This is a genomic window from Rhodococcus sp. NPDC019647 (assembly GCF_044389235.1).
GTDB lineage: Bacteria > Actinomycetota > Actinomycetes > Mycobacteriales > Mycobacteriaceae > Rhodococcus_F > Rhodococcus_F oxybenzonivorans.
In genome coordinates this window covers 143,843-158,433 of sequence record NZ_JBIRXS010000013.1, presented here as the reverse complement: position 1 = coordinate 158,433, position 14,591 = coordinate 143,843, and the positions used below count along the sequence as shown (strand labels likewise).

Genomic DNA, 14,591 nt, shown 5'->3' with positions numbered 1-14,591 from the left:
CGGGATGCTGCCAGGCCGACGTGACCTGAAGATGCACGATCGGTAAATGAACGTTACCGAGCAAAACCGACCGGCGCACCCGAAACCAGCACCCCGGCGAAAAATATAACGCCGGGGTGCTGGTGGATAACGAACTGAACTAGCGCTGGGGTGCGCTGGTGGTCTCGACCGGAGACGGCAGGGCCGTCTCACCCTCTAGGTAGGCGTCGACCGCCGCAGCGGCGGAGCGACCCTCGGCAATGGCCCACACGATGAGCGACTGTCCACGTCCCATGTCGCCGGCCACGAAGACGCCGTCGACGTTGGTGGCCCACTTCGCAGAGCGGGCGACGTTGCCGCGCTCGTTGAGGTCGACACCGAGATCGGTGAGCAGTCCCGGCTTTTCGGGGCCGACGAAGCCCATGGCCAACAGCACGAGATCGGCCTCGAGCTCGAAATCCGAGCCCTCCACCTTCTCGAAGCGGCCCGACTTCATCTCGACCTCGTGGGCGTGCAGCGCCGTCACCTTGCCGTCGACACCGACGAACTTCTCGGTGTTGACGGAGAACAGGCGCTCGCCGCCTTCCTCGTGCGCGGACGCGACCCGGTACATCAGCGGGTACGTCGGCCACGGGGTTTGCTCGGCCCTGGTCTCGGGCGGACGCGGCATGATCTCGAACTGGTGAACACTGACCGCACCCTGACGGTGTGAGGTGCCCAGGCAGTCCGCGCCGGTGTCGCCGCCGCCGATGATGACAACTTTCTTGCCCTCGGCGGTGATGGTGGGCTCCTCGAGGTCACCCAGCTGCACACGGTTGGCGATGGGCAGGTACTCCATCGCCTGATGGATGCCGTCCAATTCGCGCCCGGGAATCGGCAGGTCACGAGCCGCGGTGGCACCGCCCGCCAACACAACGGCGTCGAACTGCTCGCGCAGCTCGTCGGCGGAGATGTCGACGCCCACGTTCACATTCGTCTTGAAGACGGTGCCCTCGGCCTCCATCTGGTCCAGACGGCGGTCGATGTGGCGCTTCTCCATCTTGAACTCGGGGATGCCGTAGCGGAGGAGACCGCCGATACGATCGGCCCGCTCGAACACGGTGACCAGGTGACCGGCACGCGTCAGCTGCTGCGCTGCAGCCAGACCCGCAGGACCGGAACCGACGACCGCCACCCTCTTGCCCGTCGACCGGGTGGGATGCACCGGCGTGACCCAGCCCTCGTCGAATGCGCGATCGATGATCTCGACCTCGACCTGCTTGATGGTGACCGGATCCTGGTTGATGCCCAGGACACACGACGCCTCACAGGGTGCGGGGCACAGCCGCCCGGTGAATTCCGGGAAGTTGTTGGTGGCGTGCAGCCGCTCGATGCCGTCGTGCCAACGGTCCCTGTATACCAGGTCGTTCCACTCGGGAATCAGGTTCCCGAGGGGGCAGCCGTTGTGGCAGAACGGAATACCGCAGTCCATGCACCGGCTCGCCTGGGTGCGGAGGTTTTCCTTCGGGAACTCCTCGTACACCTCGTTCCAGTCGAGCAGACGCAATGGCACCGGACGGCGAACGGGCAGTTCGCGTGACGGGTGCTTCAGAAAGCCGCTTGGATCAGCCACGAGCTGCCTCCATTACTGCCTCGTCCACGTTCTTTCCATCCTTCTTCGCGGCCTCGATGGCCAAGAGCACCTTCTTGTAGTCGCGGGGCATCACCTTTGCGAAGTGATTGACCTGCTGTGACCAGTCGGACAGGATGCGCGCGGCAACCTCCGAACCGGTTTCGTCGCGGTGACGCTCGATAGCGGCTTTCAGCCAGGTGAAGTCGTCACCCGTCAGATCCTCGAGGTCCACCAGTTCGGTGTTGAGGTTGTCCTCGAACGCCTTGTCGGGGTTGAAGACATAGGCCACGCCACCGGACATGCCGGCGCCGAAGTTGCGTCCCGTCGCACCGAGGATGACGACCTTGCCGCCCGTCATGTACTCGCAGCCGTGGTCGCCGACTCCCTCGACCACCGCGGTGGCACCGGAGTTACGTACCGCGAACCGCTCGCCCACGACGCCGCGCAGCAAAGCCTCACCGCTGGTCGCGCCGAACAGGATCACGTTGCCGCCGATGATGTTGTCCTCGGCGACGAACCCGGCCGCGGTTTCCAGCGGAGGACGAACCACGATGCGTCCACCCGACAGACCCTTGCCGACGAAGTCGTTGGCGTCGCCATGCAGCCGCAGGGTCATACCCTTGGGCACGAAAGCACCGAAGCTGTTACCGGCCGAGCCGGTGAACGTGATGTCGATCGTGTTGTCGGGCAGTCCCTCACCGCCGTACGCCTTGGTCACCTCGTGGCCCAGCATGGTGCCGACCGTCCGGTTGACGTTGGTGATCGGCGACTCGAACGACACCTTGGCGCCCTTGTCGAGAGCGTCGCGGCTCTGGGCGATCAGCTGCTGATCGAGCGCCTTGTCGAGACCGTGGTCCTGGGTACCCGTGCAGTACAGGTCCTGATCCATGAACGCGGACTCGGCCTGGTGCAGGATCGGCGACAGGTCGAGATTGCCGGCCTTGCTGCCCTTCCAGTGCTCGAGCGCCTTGGTGGTGTCGAGCACGCCGACCTGGCCGACGGCCTCGTCGAGTGTCCGGAAGCCGAGCTCGGCCATGAGTTCGCGGACCTCTTCGGCGATGAAGAGGAAGAAGTTCTCCACGAACTCCGGCTTGCCGTTGAACCGCTTGCGCAACACCGGGTTCTGCGTCGCGACACCGACAGGGCAGGTGTCGAGGTGGCAGACCCGCATCATGATGCAGCCCGACACCACCAGCGGAGCGGTCGCGAAACCGAACTCCTCGCCGCCGAGGAGCGCGGCGACCATGACGTCACGGCCGGTCTTGAGCTGTCCGTCGACCTGCACCACGATGCGGTCGCGCAGGCCGTTGAGCAGCAACGTCTGCTGGGTCTCGGCGAGGCCGAGCTCCCACGGCGCGCCGGCGTGCTTGACCGAGGTCAGTGGGGTGGCTCCGGTGCCACCGTCGTGACCGGAGATCAGAACGACATCCGCGTGCGCCTTCGAGACACCCGCGGCGACCGTGCCGACACCCACCTCGGACACCAGCTTGACGTGCACCCGCGCCTGCGGGTTCGCGTTCTTCAGGTCGTGGATCAGCTGTGCGAGATCCTCGATCGAGTAGATGTCGTGGTGCGGGGGCGGCGAGATCAGGCCGACACCGGGTGTGGAGTGCCGGACCTCGGCCACCCACGGGTACACCTTGTGCGCCGGCAGCTGGCCGCCCTCACCGGGCTTGGCTCCCTGCGCCATCTTGATCTGGATGTCGGAGCAGTTGGTCAGGTAGTGCGACGTGACGCCGAAGCGTCCCGACGCGACCTGCTTGATCGCGGACCGGCGCCAGTCACCGTTCTCGTCCGGCTCGAAGCGCGACGGATGCTCGCCGCCCTCACCGGAGTTGGAACGGCCACCGAGGCGGTTCATGGCGATGGCCAGGGTCTCGTGCGCCTCGGCGGAGATGGAGCCGTAGCTCATCGCACCGGTCGAGAAGCGCTTGACGATCTCGGTGGCCGGCTCGACCTCGTCCAGCGGGACGGGCTCGCGCACACCCTTCTTGAACTCGAAGAGGCCGCGCAGCGCTGCGAGGCGCTCGGACTGGTCGTCGACCAGCTTCGTGTACTCCTTGAACACCTCGTACTGGCCGGTGCGCGTGGAGTGCTGGAGCTTGAACACCGTGTCCGGGTTGAACAGGTGGTACTCGCCTTCACGACGCCACTGGTACTCGCCGCCCACCTCGAGCTCGCGGTGCGCGCGCTCTTCGGGACGGTCGAGGTACGCGTTGGAGTGCCGGACCGCGACGTCGGCGGCGATCTCGTCGAGACCGATACCACCGAGGCTCGAGTTCAGGCCGGAGAAGTACTCGTCCACCAGATCCTGCGACAGGCCGATCACCTGGAACAGCTGCGCACCGGTGTACGAGGCGAGGGTCGAGATGCCCATCTTGGACATCACCTTGAGCACACCCTTGCCCGCGGCCTTGATGTAGTTCTGGATGGCCTTGTCGAGGCTCAGGCCCTGCAGTTCGTTGCCGCGGAACAGCTCGTCGACCGTCTCGAACGCCATGTACGGGTTGACGGCCGCTGCACCGAAGCCGATGAGGAGCGCCATGTGGTGCACCTCGCGGGCGTCACCCGATTCCACGACGAGACCGACCTTGGTGCGGGTCTTCTCGCGCACCAGGTGGTGGTGCACGGCCGACGTCAGCAGCAGCGACGGGATGGGTGCGTACGTCTCGTTCGACTCACGGTCGGACAGGACGATGATGCGCGCACCACCGGCGATGGCCTCGGAGACCTGGTAGCGAACGTCGTCGAGCGCCTTGCGCAGACCCGCACCGCCCTCGGCCACCGGGTACAGACCGCGGACGATGACGCTGCGGAAGCTCGGGAATCCGCCGTCGTCGTTGACGTGGATGAGCTTCGACAGATCGTCGTTGTGCAGGATCGGCTGCGGCAAGTAGATCTGCCGGCAGGACTCCGCCGTGGGGTGCAGCAAATCGTGCTCGGGGCCGATCGTTCCGCCGAGGCTGGTGACGACCTCCTCGCGGATGGCGTCGAGCGGCGGGTTGGTGACCTGCGCGAAGAGCTGCGAGAAGTAGTCGAACAGCATCCGCGACCGGGAGGACAGCACCGCGATCGGGGTGTCCGTACCCATCGAGCCGAGTGCTTCCGCACCGGAGGCCGCCATCGGCTTGACGAGGACGTTGACCTCTTCGTTGGTGAACCCGAACATCTGCTGACGCAGCACCACACGTTCGTGCGACATGTAGGTGTACGGGCGCTCCGGCAGGTCGTCCATGTGGGTCAGGCCCTGGTCGAGCCATTCCTGGTACGGGTGCTCGGCGGCGAGCTCCGACTTGATTTCGTCGTCGCTGATGATGCGGCCCTGATCGGTGTCGACCAGGAACATGCGGCCGGGCTGGAGCCGGATCTTCTTTACGACCGTGGCCGGATCGATCGGCAGAACGCCGACCTCGGAGGCCATGACGACCAGGCCGTCCTCGGTGACCCACAACCGCGAGGGACGCAGCCCGTTGCGGTCGAGGACCGCGCCGATGACGGTGCCGTCGGTGAAGCAGACGGACGCCGGGCCGTCCCACGGCTCCATGAGCGTGGAGTGGTACTGGTAGAACGCCCGACGGGCGGGGTCCATGCTCTCGTGATGCTCCCACGCCTCGGGGATCATCATCAGGACCGCGTGCGGCAGGCTACGACCACCGAGGTGCAGCATCTCGAGCACCTCGTCGAAGCGCGCGGTGTCGCTGGCCCCGTTGGTGCAGACCGGGAAGATCTTCTCGAGGTTTTCCCGACCACCGAAGACGTCGCTGTCGATGAGCGCCTCGCGGGCACGCATCCAGTTCTCGTTGCCGGTGACGGTGTTGATCTCACCGTTGTGCGCGACCCGTCGGAACGGGTGGGCCAGCGGCCACGACGGGAACGTGTTGGTGGAGAAGCGGGAGTGGACCAGCCCGAGCGCCGACTCCACGCGCTCGTCCTGCAGGTCGAGGTAGAAACCCTTGAGCTGCGGGGTGGTGAGCATGCCCTTGTAGACGAACGTCTGGCTCGACAGGCTCGGGAAGTAGACGGTCTCGCGACCCGGCCCGTCCTTGCCGGCGCCTTCACTACCCAGCTCGTGCTCGGTGCGCTTGCGGACGACGTACGCCCTGCGCTCGAGGTCCAGGCCGGTGAGGGAGTCACCTTCGCTGCCGATGAAGATCTGCCGGAACGTCGGCATCGCGTCGCGTGCCAGAGCGCCGAGCGACGAGTCGTCGGTCGCGACCTCGCGCCAGCCGAGGACCTTCAGTCCCTCGGCTTCGACGATCTTCTCGACGGCGTCGGACGCACGCTGCGCGTCGGCCTTGCTCTGCGGCAGGAATGCGATGCCCGTGGCATAGGTGCCCGCGGCGGGCAGCGGGAAGTCGACCACAGCGCGGAAGAACGCGTCCGGAACCTGGATCAGGATGCCGGCGCCGTCACCCGTATTGGGTTCGGAGCCCGCGGCACCACGGTGCTCGAGGTTGACCAGAGCGGTGATCGCCTTCTCGACGATGTCCCTGCTGCGGCGACCCTTCATGTCCACGACGAACGCGACGCCACAGGAGTCGTGCTCGTTCGCCGGGTGATACAGCCCCTGGGGGCCTGGAAGTTGCTTCATACCTAGCCTTCGTATGCCAAAAGATGCACCGACGACCAGCAGCGCTGATGGCCATCACCTTGCAATGCAAGTACCGTCAGGATGTGATCGGCACCACCGATCGGCTATCGCCCTTTGCAGCACGCTGGGTGTGGTCCTCGCACCAGGCGACGTGGCTTTTCGGTCGGGTCGGACTTTCGTGGGTCCAACGTGTAACGAAAACGATAATTCAGACCCCCCGAAGAAACACAACTTAGGTTGGCCTATTCATCCCGTGAACAGGCCTTTTCTCGAGGGCAGACCTCGGCCGAGAACGTCCAGTACATATTAAGTGAGTGCGCCGAGTACTGCTGTGATTCCGGGAGTCGGGTCGAAATCGGGGTCGGGAACGGTCAGCTGATGCAGGATCACTCCATCCAGATAGTCGGTGACAACCACTGCGTCGGCCGCTGGATTCCTCGATCCGGCGAGGTCCAGCATGCTCGCGCCCCATTCTACGAGTCCCGCGCGAGCAGAGCCGATGATCTCCCCGAGGGCCGGGACCGCCGAGGCCTCCACGAAAAGGGCGTAGCGGGCGCTCGAGCGGATCCGGTCGGGTCCCGCGGCGTACCGGGTGAACGCGGCCAGGGCCTCCACCAGCGCCTCCATCCCGTCCGGCCGGAGGTCGGCGAACTTCTCCCAGTCGTCTACGTCACGGGCCGCGAGGCGGGTGACCATTCCCTCGAGGAGGGCGCCGCGGGTGCGGAAGTAGTTGGAGGTGGAGCCCTGCGGCATCCCCGCCGATTCGTCGACCGCTCGATGAGTGAGGGCGCGCACCCCCTTCCGGCCGAGCACGTCGATAGCTGCGTCGAGCAGCTGTTCTCGCCTCCCTGTCATGCACTCCACACTACAGCCGTAGTAATTCCACTACAGGCGTAGTAGCGTTGAGGCCATGACGCACTCGGCAGCAGTCCTCGGCGGCGGCATCGGCGGCCTGGCCATCGCCCGCTTCCTGTTCCGCGCCGGCTGGCACGTCGACGTCTTCGAGCGCTCCGCGGACCTGCCGACGTCGGGTACCGCCCTCGGCATGTGGCCCCAGGCCGTCGACGCGCTCGACACGATCGGACTCGGCGACCGAGTCCGCGCTCTCGGATCTCCGCAGCATCGAGGGTCGTTCCTGCGACCGGACGGGTCCGTCATCGGCACCGTCGACAGCACCGCGCGCACCGCCTACCTACTGTCGCGGCCCGCCCTCCTTGCCGAGCTGGCCACATCGTTGCCCGAGGGGATGGTCTCGTTCGGCACCCCCGCCCCTCCCGCGGACGCCCTCTCCGACTACGACGTCGTGATCGGTGCGGACGGCCTACGCAGCGCCACCCGGCGTCGCTTGTTCGGTGACGGATTCGAGCCCGTCTACACGGGCGCCACCGCGTGGCGGGGATGGGTGCCCGGCCGACGTGACACGGTGAGCGAAACCTGGGACGCTGGTGCGCTTTTCGGAATCACACCGCGCGAGGGCAACCTCGTCAACTGGTTCGCGTGCGTCCGCACCGACCCCGGATCCGAGGACGGACTCGACTACCTGCGGTGGCGGTTCGGGGGCTGGCACGCCGACGTCCGGGCCGTCCTCGATGCGATCACCCCCGACGCCCTGCTTCATCACGACCTCTACGAGTCACCGGCCCTGCCCTCGTACGTGTCGGGACACACGGCACTGATCGGCGACGCCGCCCACGCGATGGCCCCCAATCTCGGACGTGGAGCGTGCGAGGCCCTCGTCGACGCGGTCACTCTCGGCCGATTCCTGGCCTCACAGAACGACATTCGCGATTCGCTGCGAAAATATGACCGCGCACGCCGTCGGGTGACGCAGCGACTGGTTCTCGGCTCACGTGCCATGGCGTCGATCGCGATGACCAGGCATCTGCGTCCGGTCCGCGATCGGACGATGAAACTGGCCGCAGCCCTGGCCTGACGAGAATCCGGGTGCGCAGCAATGCCTGCCCGTCTGGTACTTTCCCGCGGTAGGGGGACGAGACGAACCGGGGGCGGTCATGGGGGCGGTGGACGACGGCTGCAGTGATGCGGTCGGCAGAACCGAGAATTTTCATCGGGGGAATACCAGATCCACCTCGTCGGTGGTGACACCTTTCTCTGCAGCGGGGGCGTACTGCCCTGCCGCCGGCGTGCACCTTTTCCATTCGCGGTACCCCTGATCTGCATCGATCTCTGCTCGTCGGATGCGGCACCTGCCTGCATCCACTTTCACTCGACATCAGGAGTAACCACGTGAAGATCCGCATGCATGCAGTGGCAGCCGCACTGTCGGTATCCGCTGCAGCAGTGCTCGGCGCCGCGACCGCACACGCCGCTCCGAGCACCGCCCCGTCGACGTCGCAGCCCGGCGTCACCGACCGGTCGACACCACCCACCACATCCCAGCCGGGAGTGGCGAATCCGGCCGGCCCGCCCACGACGTCACAGCCCGGAGTCACCGGCCCCGCAGCCCCGACGACACCCGCTCCCCCGCAGGCACCCCTGGCCGTACCCGGAGGCGACGCGGCCACCCCCGGCCCGGCACCGAGCGGTGACACCCCGCCGTCCGCCGCCCCGGACGCCGTCGAGGTTGCCCCTGCCCAACCCGCTGCGGTGTGGATCGATCCGGACGACATGCCGAAAACCAACCAGGCACCCGTCGCCCCCACCCTTCCCGTGCCCAAGCCGGTGGTCGAGGTGAACGCCGCCGCCGACACCCTGATCGGTGCCCTTCCGGTGGCTGTCAACGGTCGCCAGTACGGCAACCCCGAGGGATACGCCGGCACCGTCGGCTGGCGCATCGGTGACGCCACCGGCACCGCGGGCATCGCGATCGACCCCTCCTCCCCCACCGCCGCCGCCGTGTCGGCGTTCGTCGCGGATTCCCAGGCCGATCACCCGATCAACTGGTCGGTGCCGGTCGACGTCACATCGATCGCCGCCGCCATCTCGGATGCAGCAGACCGGTACCCGGCCTTCGGCTCGCTCGTCGACGCGGTCGCCGCCCTGCCGGCACCGCAGCTACCGCAACTGCAGTCCACGGACAGCGGGCCGAGCACCGTCACGATCGGTGGCATCAACGTGCGCAGCCAGGCAACGCTGCACGTCTGATCGGTGATCCTCCGGGCGGCACCGGCTACAGGGCCGGCTCCGCCCGGCGGAATGAGGTGTGGAGGATTCACCTGTGACAGAACCGCCCCGCAGGAACGACGACAGCGCTACCCGCGATCGCTTCGCACATTGGTTCCCGCCCTTCACACCTACCCCCGCGTCTTTGCGTGCTGCGTCTTCGAGTACTGCGGCCTCGACCGAGGAAGTTCGAGATTCACAGCCCGAGCTTCCGCCGCCTGTCCCCACCTGGCTGGCGCCGAGCGACCACCATGACACCACGCCCGTCGTCCGCGGCGGGCGCGGAAAACAGAGACTCACTCTCGTCGGCGCCGCTGCGGCCCTCGGAGCAGTAATCGTCGGTGTCCTAGTCGTTTCGAGTTTCGGGTCCTCCAACGAGACCGGGAGTCCCGTCGCGGCCGTGGATCCGGACTGGTGCGACGAATCCCGGAACGACGGCGCGGTCACCGGCAACGGTCCCGGCGGTACGGCGGACGGCACCGAAGTGATTCTGGCTTTCGACCACGCCTACTACGTGGAGCGAAGCGGAGCGAAGGCCCGCGACGTGGTCACCGCCGACGCGCCGATGGGGTCGGCCGAGACAATTCAGCGGGGTATCGACTCGTTGCCGGAGGGCACCGAACATTGCCTCACGATCAGCCCCATCGAACCCGGCCGCTATGCCGTCACACTCACCGAGCAGCGACCGGACGGGTCGACCCACCAGTATCGGCAGGTCGTGACCACCACCGACCGTGACGGCCGCACCTACATCACATCCATTGGAGACGCTCAGTGACATACCGAACCAGCTGGAACACAACATTTTCCACGCTCGTCCTGGGCGCGTGCGGAGGTGCGGGCGCCACCACGACGGCCCTCGGACTCGCCAACACCGCGGCAGTACACGGGACTACAGCGGTCGCAGTCGACGCAACTCCGGCGGGTGGTGACATCGCCGAGCGGGGCGCCGACGCCGTGCTCTCCGTGAGCGGCCTCGAACACGTGGTGACAGTGGCAGCGTCCGGAGCCGTCCCGGACGACGTCTTCGACGGGTATTGCTCGCGCACAATCGTGGACGCCCGGATCCTGAATCGGCTCGGCACTCAGACGGCCACCGACAGCGAAATGTCCTTGCTCGCAGAAGCTCTCCACGCGCGCGGGGCGAGCTCCGTATACGACCTGGGCCACCGATTGCGCGCTTCCTACCTGTCACCGTTGCTGGCCGCACCGACGCCGATCATCCTCGTCGTGCCCTGCCGTGCCGACGCGTTCAACCGACTACGCGCCGCACTGCAGTCGATCGGCGACACACTCGGTGAACCCGGTCTGTCCCGGACAGTCGTCACCGTGTCGAATCAGGACAACACCGGATGGCAAGTGGACGTCGATCTGCTGCGCGACTACCTCGGCGGGCAGGTGTGGGGTGTGGAGACCATCCCGTACGACGAGCACCTCGGCATGGGGGTCGTCATCAGCCACGATCACCTCGCCGCCGACACCCGCGCGGCCTACGAACGGCTCCTCGACATCGCCTCGGCGCTCGCCGACGGGCACCGCGAACCGGTGCCCGCGCCGGTGTCGGAGTAATCCAGCGAATCCACAGATGCGCAGGTATTGGCCATTTGCGCACCAAATTGCCTGTGCAACGGACTAATTGGTGCGCAAACAGGCACCTGGTGAGGTTGCCCCCGCTGCCCCGAAGCCCAGCGCCATCAAGTCACCCGTTGTCGGCGCCGCCTGCGTGTTGTGCCTCGATTTTGGCCCATTCCCTGCCGCGGTGGTTGGCGAGACGCAGTTCTTCGGCTTCGTCGAAGGTGTACCACTCGGTGCTGGGGCGGTCGGGTAGGACTCCTCGCAGGTATTCGCCGAGGTAGTGCAGTGGTCCTTCCCATCCCGTTCCGACGCCGTAGCAGCCGGTGTCTGGATCGTTGCGGAACACGTCGGCGACAGAAGCGTGCTCCAACACCAGCCACGTGGCGTCGGGACCGTCGGGAGTCAGCCGGACCTCGACCTGGTCGCTGTAGCCACGATCGCCGGGCGGTGTCCACTCGAGCCGCAGCAGATGCGGGGGGTCGCAGACGAGAATTTTCCCACTGGCCTGCCCCTCGAACGCATAGGAACCACCTGCGCGCAGGTCGCCGCTGACGGGGAGGAAGAAGCGGTTCACACGGTCCGGGGTCGTGATGGCGTCCCACACGTCCTTGATAGGCGCTTCGTATCGACGCTCGAGCACCGCCGTTCGCGCTGAGCCTTCAGCAATTTCCCGGTTGCCCATTGCCCGTTTCACAGCCGTCAGGCTGGTGTCTTGGCTGGCGATCTCGTTCACTGTCGGTCTCCTTCATTGGATGAGTCGGGATATGACGGTCGGCTCGTTCGGCGCTCCCGGCGTCCGCGAGCGAGTTCGGTGGCCAACGCGTCGAGCGGTCCGGTCCAGAACCGCCGGAACCCTTCGAGCCACTGATCGATTTCTTGCAGCGGCGCCGGCTGGACCGCATAGAGGCGTCTCGTGCCTTCGCGCCGGACCGTGGCGAACCCGTTCTCCCGGAGAACCCGCAGGTGTCCCGACACCGTCGGCTGCGAGATACCGAACTCGGCCGCAGCAACTTCGGTCACCTGGCCGGCCGAGCACTCCCCCTCTGCCAAGAGCTCCAGAATCCGCCGCCGGACGGGGTCGCCGAGAACATCGAACGCGTGCACAATCCCTTTATATCGGTATCAACCAATATAGGCAAGACCCGATGAAGCGCGCCGGCTCACCGTTCCAACAGCCCCTTCAACCGCTGCAGGTCCGCGGTGACGGCCGCGGCGTCGGCGGTGAACTCGTCGACGCCCATCCCTTCTCTTAGTCGGAGGGTGAAGACGACTTCGCTGTGTTCGCCGTCGGGGATGACGCGAACCGGGTTGTAGACGGTGTCTCCGCCCGGGAGGGTGACGTGGTGGTCGAGCACTCCGAAGTCGTTGGGTGGCGCGAAGGCGACGAACACCTGCCCCATCGGCGAGTCGGCGACCCAATGATCGCCCTCGCGGGCGATGCTGCTGCTCAAACCGGCAGCCCAGGCCGGCAGATTGGCTGGGTCGCTCGCATAGGCGTAGACGTCGGCGGCACTGCGAGCGATGAACACACTGACATGGGTGGATTCGCGGGTCATGGCTCCAGCATCCCCGTTGTTCCGCAAACCTGATTGAAGGAATCGGACGGCGCGTCGGATGTCCGAAATCTTCTATTTCCACGACGTCGTCCGAAGCTAGCTTTGCGGCATGACGATTCCTACTTTTGCCGCCATCGAACTGGTGGTTCACGACCTCGCCGCATCATTGGCGTTCTACCGTCGCATCGGCCTCGACATCCCGGCCGGGTCTGAGGAGGCGCCACATGTCGAGTTCGAACTTCCCGGCGGAATACGACTGCTGTGGGACACCGTCGAGACCGTCCGGTCGTTCGAGCCGGACTGGACGACGCCTCAGGGTGGACATCGGGTGGCACTCGGGTTCGATTGCGGTAGTCCGGATGTCGTGGACAAGGTATTCACTGACCTGACCGACGCCGGCCACCGCGAGAGACATGCCCCTTGGGACGCGCCCTGGGGTCAGCGTTACGCCACGATCGACGACCCGGACGGCAATCCGGTCGACCTGTTCGCGCCACTCACGACGACGTGACCAATCGGCCGAAGGAGCGGCCGGTCAACTCGTTCGACTCGCGGATCAAGTGAGCTTGGTCGGCGAACCCCGCCAAGCTTGCCGCCTCCGCGGCAGACATCGACCCCACCAACTCCCTGGCCCGCTGCAGCCGGAGAATGCGCGCCAGCACCTTCGGCCCGTAGCCGAAATCCCGTCGACACAGCCGGTGCAGTTGGCGTTCACTCATACCCACACGATCCGCCACCTCCCGGACAGGGCACTGACGTGCAAGCAGGCTCACGGTCACCGCGATTCTGCGGTCCGGCCTCGCAATAAGTCGGCGACGGGCGGCGAACTTCTCGAGTTGGGTGGCGGGGTCACCGTGCTCGGCGATCGAGGACAGAAGCCGGGCGGTGTCGTCGTCGTAGAGCACGTCGGCGAGCGGCACCCGCGCGTTCGCCAAAGCCTCCGCCGGCGTCCCGAGCAACGCCGGCAGGGTGCCGGGCGCACATCGCAATCCCACGAGGTGATCGCCGGGGCGAGTGCGGGCAATGTAGGGACGAGAATCCGGACCCGCCACGACGACGTCGCCGTTCATCCAGATGAGATCCATGCATCCGTCGGGCAGAATCGCGCCGTCACCGTCCGCTGCGGTCTTTTCCCACACCACGGCGCCGGCGAAGATAGAGCTCCGCTCCGAGTACATGCGCTCATGCTAGGCAGTGGGTCCGACCCGGACTATTCCCCGAAGAATCCCCGCACGACTCTCGGTGCAGGCTGGACCCCGTGGTGGAGTTCTCGGAGCGCCCGCAGACGCAGATCGCCGACCGCGGGGCACCTGGACGCCCCGGGCACCCACTCGCCGAGATCGGCGACCGCTTCGACGACGCGGTCGGCACATCGGGCGGCCTCCGGCACCCGTCCGATCCCGAGGCTCTCGATGATCACCACGTTCCCCTCCGTGAGTCCGCGTACTCCGACCGACCACCCGAAGTGGCGGTTCCAGGCCAGAACGACCTTCCGTCCCGGGTAGCAGGGGATTTCCGAGGACAGTGTCAGGACCGCGTCGAATGCGGGTATCTGCCACCACTCCACCGTGTCCGCTTCCACCGTCGCAGCAACGGACCGGATGTACTCGACGACATGCGTAGCACCGGCAACCCGGAGCGCTTTGTTCATGATTCGACCCACCTTCGACGAATCCGGCGGCGCAGAGGCCGGCGAATTCGTGCGCCTCAGCCTTCAGTTACCCGCTGCGCTGCTGAGCGGGGACGGAACCCGCTGATCGGGTCCCTCTCGTCAGGTATTCGGCGCAGAACCGGCTGCGGACGGGATCGACTTTCCGCCGGGAACGACGAAAGCCACGAACTCGTTTCGAGTTCGTGGCTTTCGTTGTCGCGGTTCGAAACCGCTGTGGTGGGCGAAGGGGGACTTGAACCCCCACGTCCCGAAGGACACTGGCACCTGAAGCCAGCGCGTCTGCCATTCCGCCACTCGCCCGAGCGACTGGAGAACATTATCACGAGGCCATCGGAAATCGCGATTCGTGCAGGTCAAGCCCGAAAATGCCCACAAAAACCCTCGTCCGGACAAAGACCGATATCATGCTAGTGCGTAGACCCGTGTCGCGGCTCGATGCAGTGACAGTACCGTGGGATATACGCATGGAAGTGTCGCGACACG

Annotated in this window: 13 protein-coding genes and 1 tRNA gene; 5 read left to right on the top strand and 9 right to left on the bottom strand. The window is 66.2% G+C overall.

All coding sequences use genetic code 11. The features are described from left to right. Window positions 1-139: 139 nt before the first annotated feature. From ACH49N_RS22770 to ACH49N_RS22760, 3 genes are all read right to left on the bottom strand, one after another. Window positions 140-1,591 carry a glutamate synthase subunit beta gene (locus ACH49N_RS22770; RefSeq protein WP_159918480.1) on the bottom strand — a complete coding sequence of 484 codons (1,452 nt, stop codon included), beginning with the start codon at window positions 1,589-1,591 and terminating at the stop codon, window positions 140-142. Beyond that, complete coding sequence (gene gltB, locus ACH49N_RS22765) at window positions 1,584-6,182, bottom strand: glutamate synthase large subunit (protein ID WP_358274650.1); 4,599 nt, start codon at window positions 6,180-6,182, stop codon at window positions 1,584-1,586. Before gltB ends, ACH49N_RS22770 begins: the two co-directional genes overlap by 8 nt. 306 nt (window positions 6,183-6,488) lie before the next feature. Further along, a complete protein-coding gene (locus tag ACH49N_RS22760) occupies window positions 6,489-7,037 on the bottom strand; it encodes a TetR/AcrR family transcriptional regulator (RefSeq protein WP_159918478.1) in 549 nt (182 codons plus the stop codon). A 55-nt stretch (window positions 7,038-7,092) separates the two neighbouring features. Between ACH49N_RS22760 and ACH49N_RS22755 the strand changes: the two genes are divergently transcribed. The 4 genes from ACH49N_RS22755 (at window position 7,093) to ACH49N_RS22740 (ending at window position 10,874) form a co-directional block, all read left to right on the top strand. Beyond that, complete coding sequence (locus ACH49N_RS22755; protein ID WP_159918477.1) at window positions 7,093-8,115, top strand: FAD-dependent monooxygenase; 1,023 nt, start codon at window positions 7,093-7,095, stop codon at window positions 8,113-8,115. A gap of 326 nt (window positions 8,116-8,441) precedes the next feature. Further along, window positions 8,442-9,287 (top strand): glycoprotein, encoded by an 846-nt coding sequence (locus ACH49N_RS22750; protein WP_397504777.1) that lies wholly within the window; start codon window positions 8,442-8,444, stop codon window positions 9,285-9,287. Between the two features lie 73 nt (window positions 9,288-9,360). Beyond that, the gene (locus ACH49N_RS22745; RefSeq protein ID WP_358274654.1) at window positions 9,361-10,083 is read left to right on the top strand and encodes a hypothetical protein; all 723 of its coding nucleotides are present in this window, start codon (window positions 9,361-9,363) and stop codon (window positions 10,081-10,083) included. Then, window positions 10,080-10,874, top strand: coding sequence for a hypothetical protein (locus ACH49N_RS22740; protein WP_358274656.1), 795 nt, complete (start codon window positions 10,080-10,082; stop codon window positions 10,872-10,874). Before ACH49N_RS22745 ends, ACH49N_RS22740 begins: the two co-directional genes overlap by 4 nt. Before the next feature lie 130 nt (window positions 10,875-11,004). On the opposite strand, the gene ACH49N_RS22735 is transcribed toward ACH49N_RS22740, so the two are convergent. The 3 genes from ACH49N_RS22735 to ACH49N_RS22725 are packed head-to-tail and all read right to left on the bottom strand — an operon-like array spanning window position 11,005 to window position 12,436. Next, window positions 11,005-11,613, bottom strand: a complete 609-nt coding sequence (locus tag ACH49N_RS22735; protein ID WP_358274657.1) for an SRPBCC family protein — start codon at window positions 11,611-11,613, stop codon at window positions 11,005-11,007. Continuing rightward, window positions 11,610-11,984: a metalloregulator ArsR/SmtB family transcription factor gene (locus ACH49N_RS22730; protein WP_358274659.1), complete on the bottom strand. Its 375-nt coding sequence runs from the start codon at window positions 11,982-11,984 to the stop codon at window positions 11,610-11,612. The genes ACH49N_RS22735 and ACH49N_RS22730 overlap by 4 nt, the downstream gene beginning before the upstream one ends. 56 nt (window positions 11,985-12,040) lie before the next feature. After that, a complete protein-coding gene (locus ACH49N_RS22725) occupies window positions 12,041-12,436 on the bottom strand; it encodes an SRPBCC family protein (protein WP_250774132.1) in 396 nt (131 codons plus the stop codon). Window positions 12,437-12,545: 109 nt separating this feature from the next. Here ACH49N_RS22725 and ACH49N_RS22720 point away from each other — a divergent pair, with 109 nt between their 5' ends. After that, the gene (locus ACH49N_RS22720) at window positions 12,546-12,947 is read left to right on the top strand and encodes a VOC family protein (RefSeq protein WP_358274661.1); all 402 of its coding nucleotides are present in this window, start codon (window positions 12,546-12,548) and stop codon (window positions 12,945-12,947) included. Here the strand turns inward: ACH49N_RS22720 and ACH49N_RS22715 are convergent. The 3 genes from ACH49N_RS22715 to ACH49N_RS22705 form a co-directional block, all read right to left on the bottom strand. After that, the gene (locus tag ACH49N_RS22715; protein ID WP_358274662.1) at window positions 12,934-13,614 is read right to left on the bottom strand and encodes a helix-turn-helix domain-containing protein; all 681 of its coding nucleotides are present in this window, start codon (window positions 13,612-13,614) and stop codon (window positions 12,934-12,936) included. The two genes, ACH49N_RS22720 and ACH49N_RS22715, sit on opposite strands and share 14 nt — an antisense overlap. A gap of 32 nt (window positions 13,615-13,646) precedes the next feature. Then, window positions 13,647-14,087, bottom strand: coding sequence for a DUF6292 family protein (locus ACH49N_RS22710; protein WP_358274663.1), 441 nt, complete (start codon window positions 14,085-14,087; stop codon window positions 13,647-13,649). Window positions 14,088-14,322: 235 nt separating this feature from the next. Continuing rightward, window positions 14,323-14,408: transfer RNA gene (locus ACH49N_RS22705), tRNA-Leu, on the bottom strand. Window positions 14,409-14,591 lie beyond the last annotated feature (183 nt).

Coding starts and splice junctions, on each gene's coding strand:
- gltB (WP_358274650.1), bottom strand. CDS start 6,182: ATGAAGCAACTTCCAGGCCCCCAGGGGCTGTATCACCCGGCGAACGAG.
- ACH49N_RS22710 (WP_358274663.1), bottom strand. CDS start 14,087: ATGAACAAAGCGCTCCGGGTTGCCGGTGCTACGCATGTCGTCGAGTAC.
- ACH49N_RS22760 (WP_159918478.1), bottom strand. CDS start 7,037: ATGACAGGGAGGCGAGAACAGCTGCTCGACGCAGCTATCGACGTGCTC.
- ACH49N_RS22755 (WP_159918477.1), top strand. CDS start 7,093: ATGACGCACTCGGCAGCAGTCCTCGGCGGCGGCATCGGCGGCCTGGCC.
- ACH49N_RS22750 (WP_397504777.1), top strand. CDS start 8,442: ATGCATGCAGTGGCAGCCGCACTGTCGGTATCCGCTGCAGCAGTGCTC.
- ACH49N_RS22725 (WP_250774132.1), bottom strand. CDS start 12,436: ATGACCCGCGAATCCACCCATGTCAGTGTGTTCATCGCTCGCAGTGCC.
- ACH49N_RS22720 (WP_358274661.1), top strand. CDS start 12,546: ATGACGATTCCTACTTTTGCCGCCATCGAACTGGTGGTTCACGACCTC.
- ACH49N_RS22715 (WP_358274662.1), bottom strand. CDS start 13,614: ATGTACTCGGAGCGGAGCTCTATCTTCGCCGGCGCCGTGGTGTGGGAA.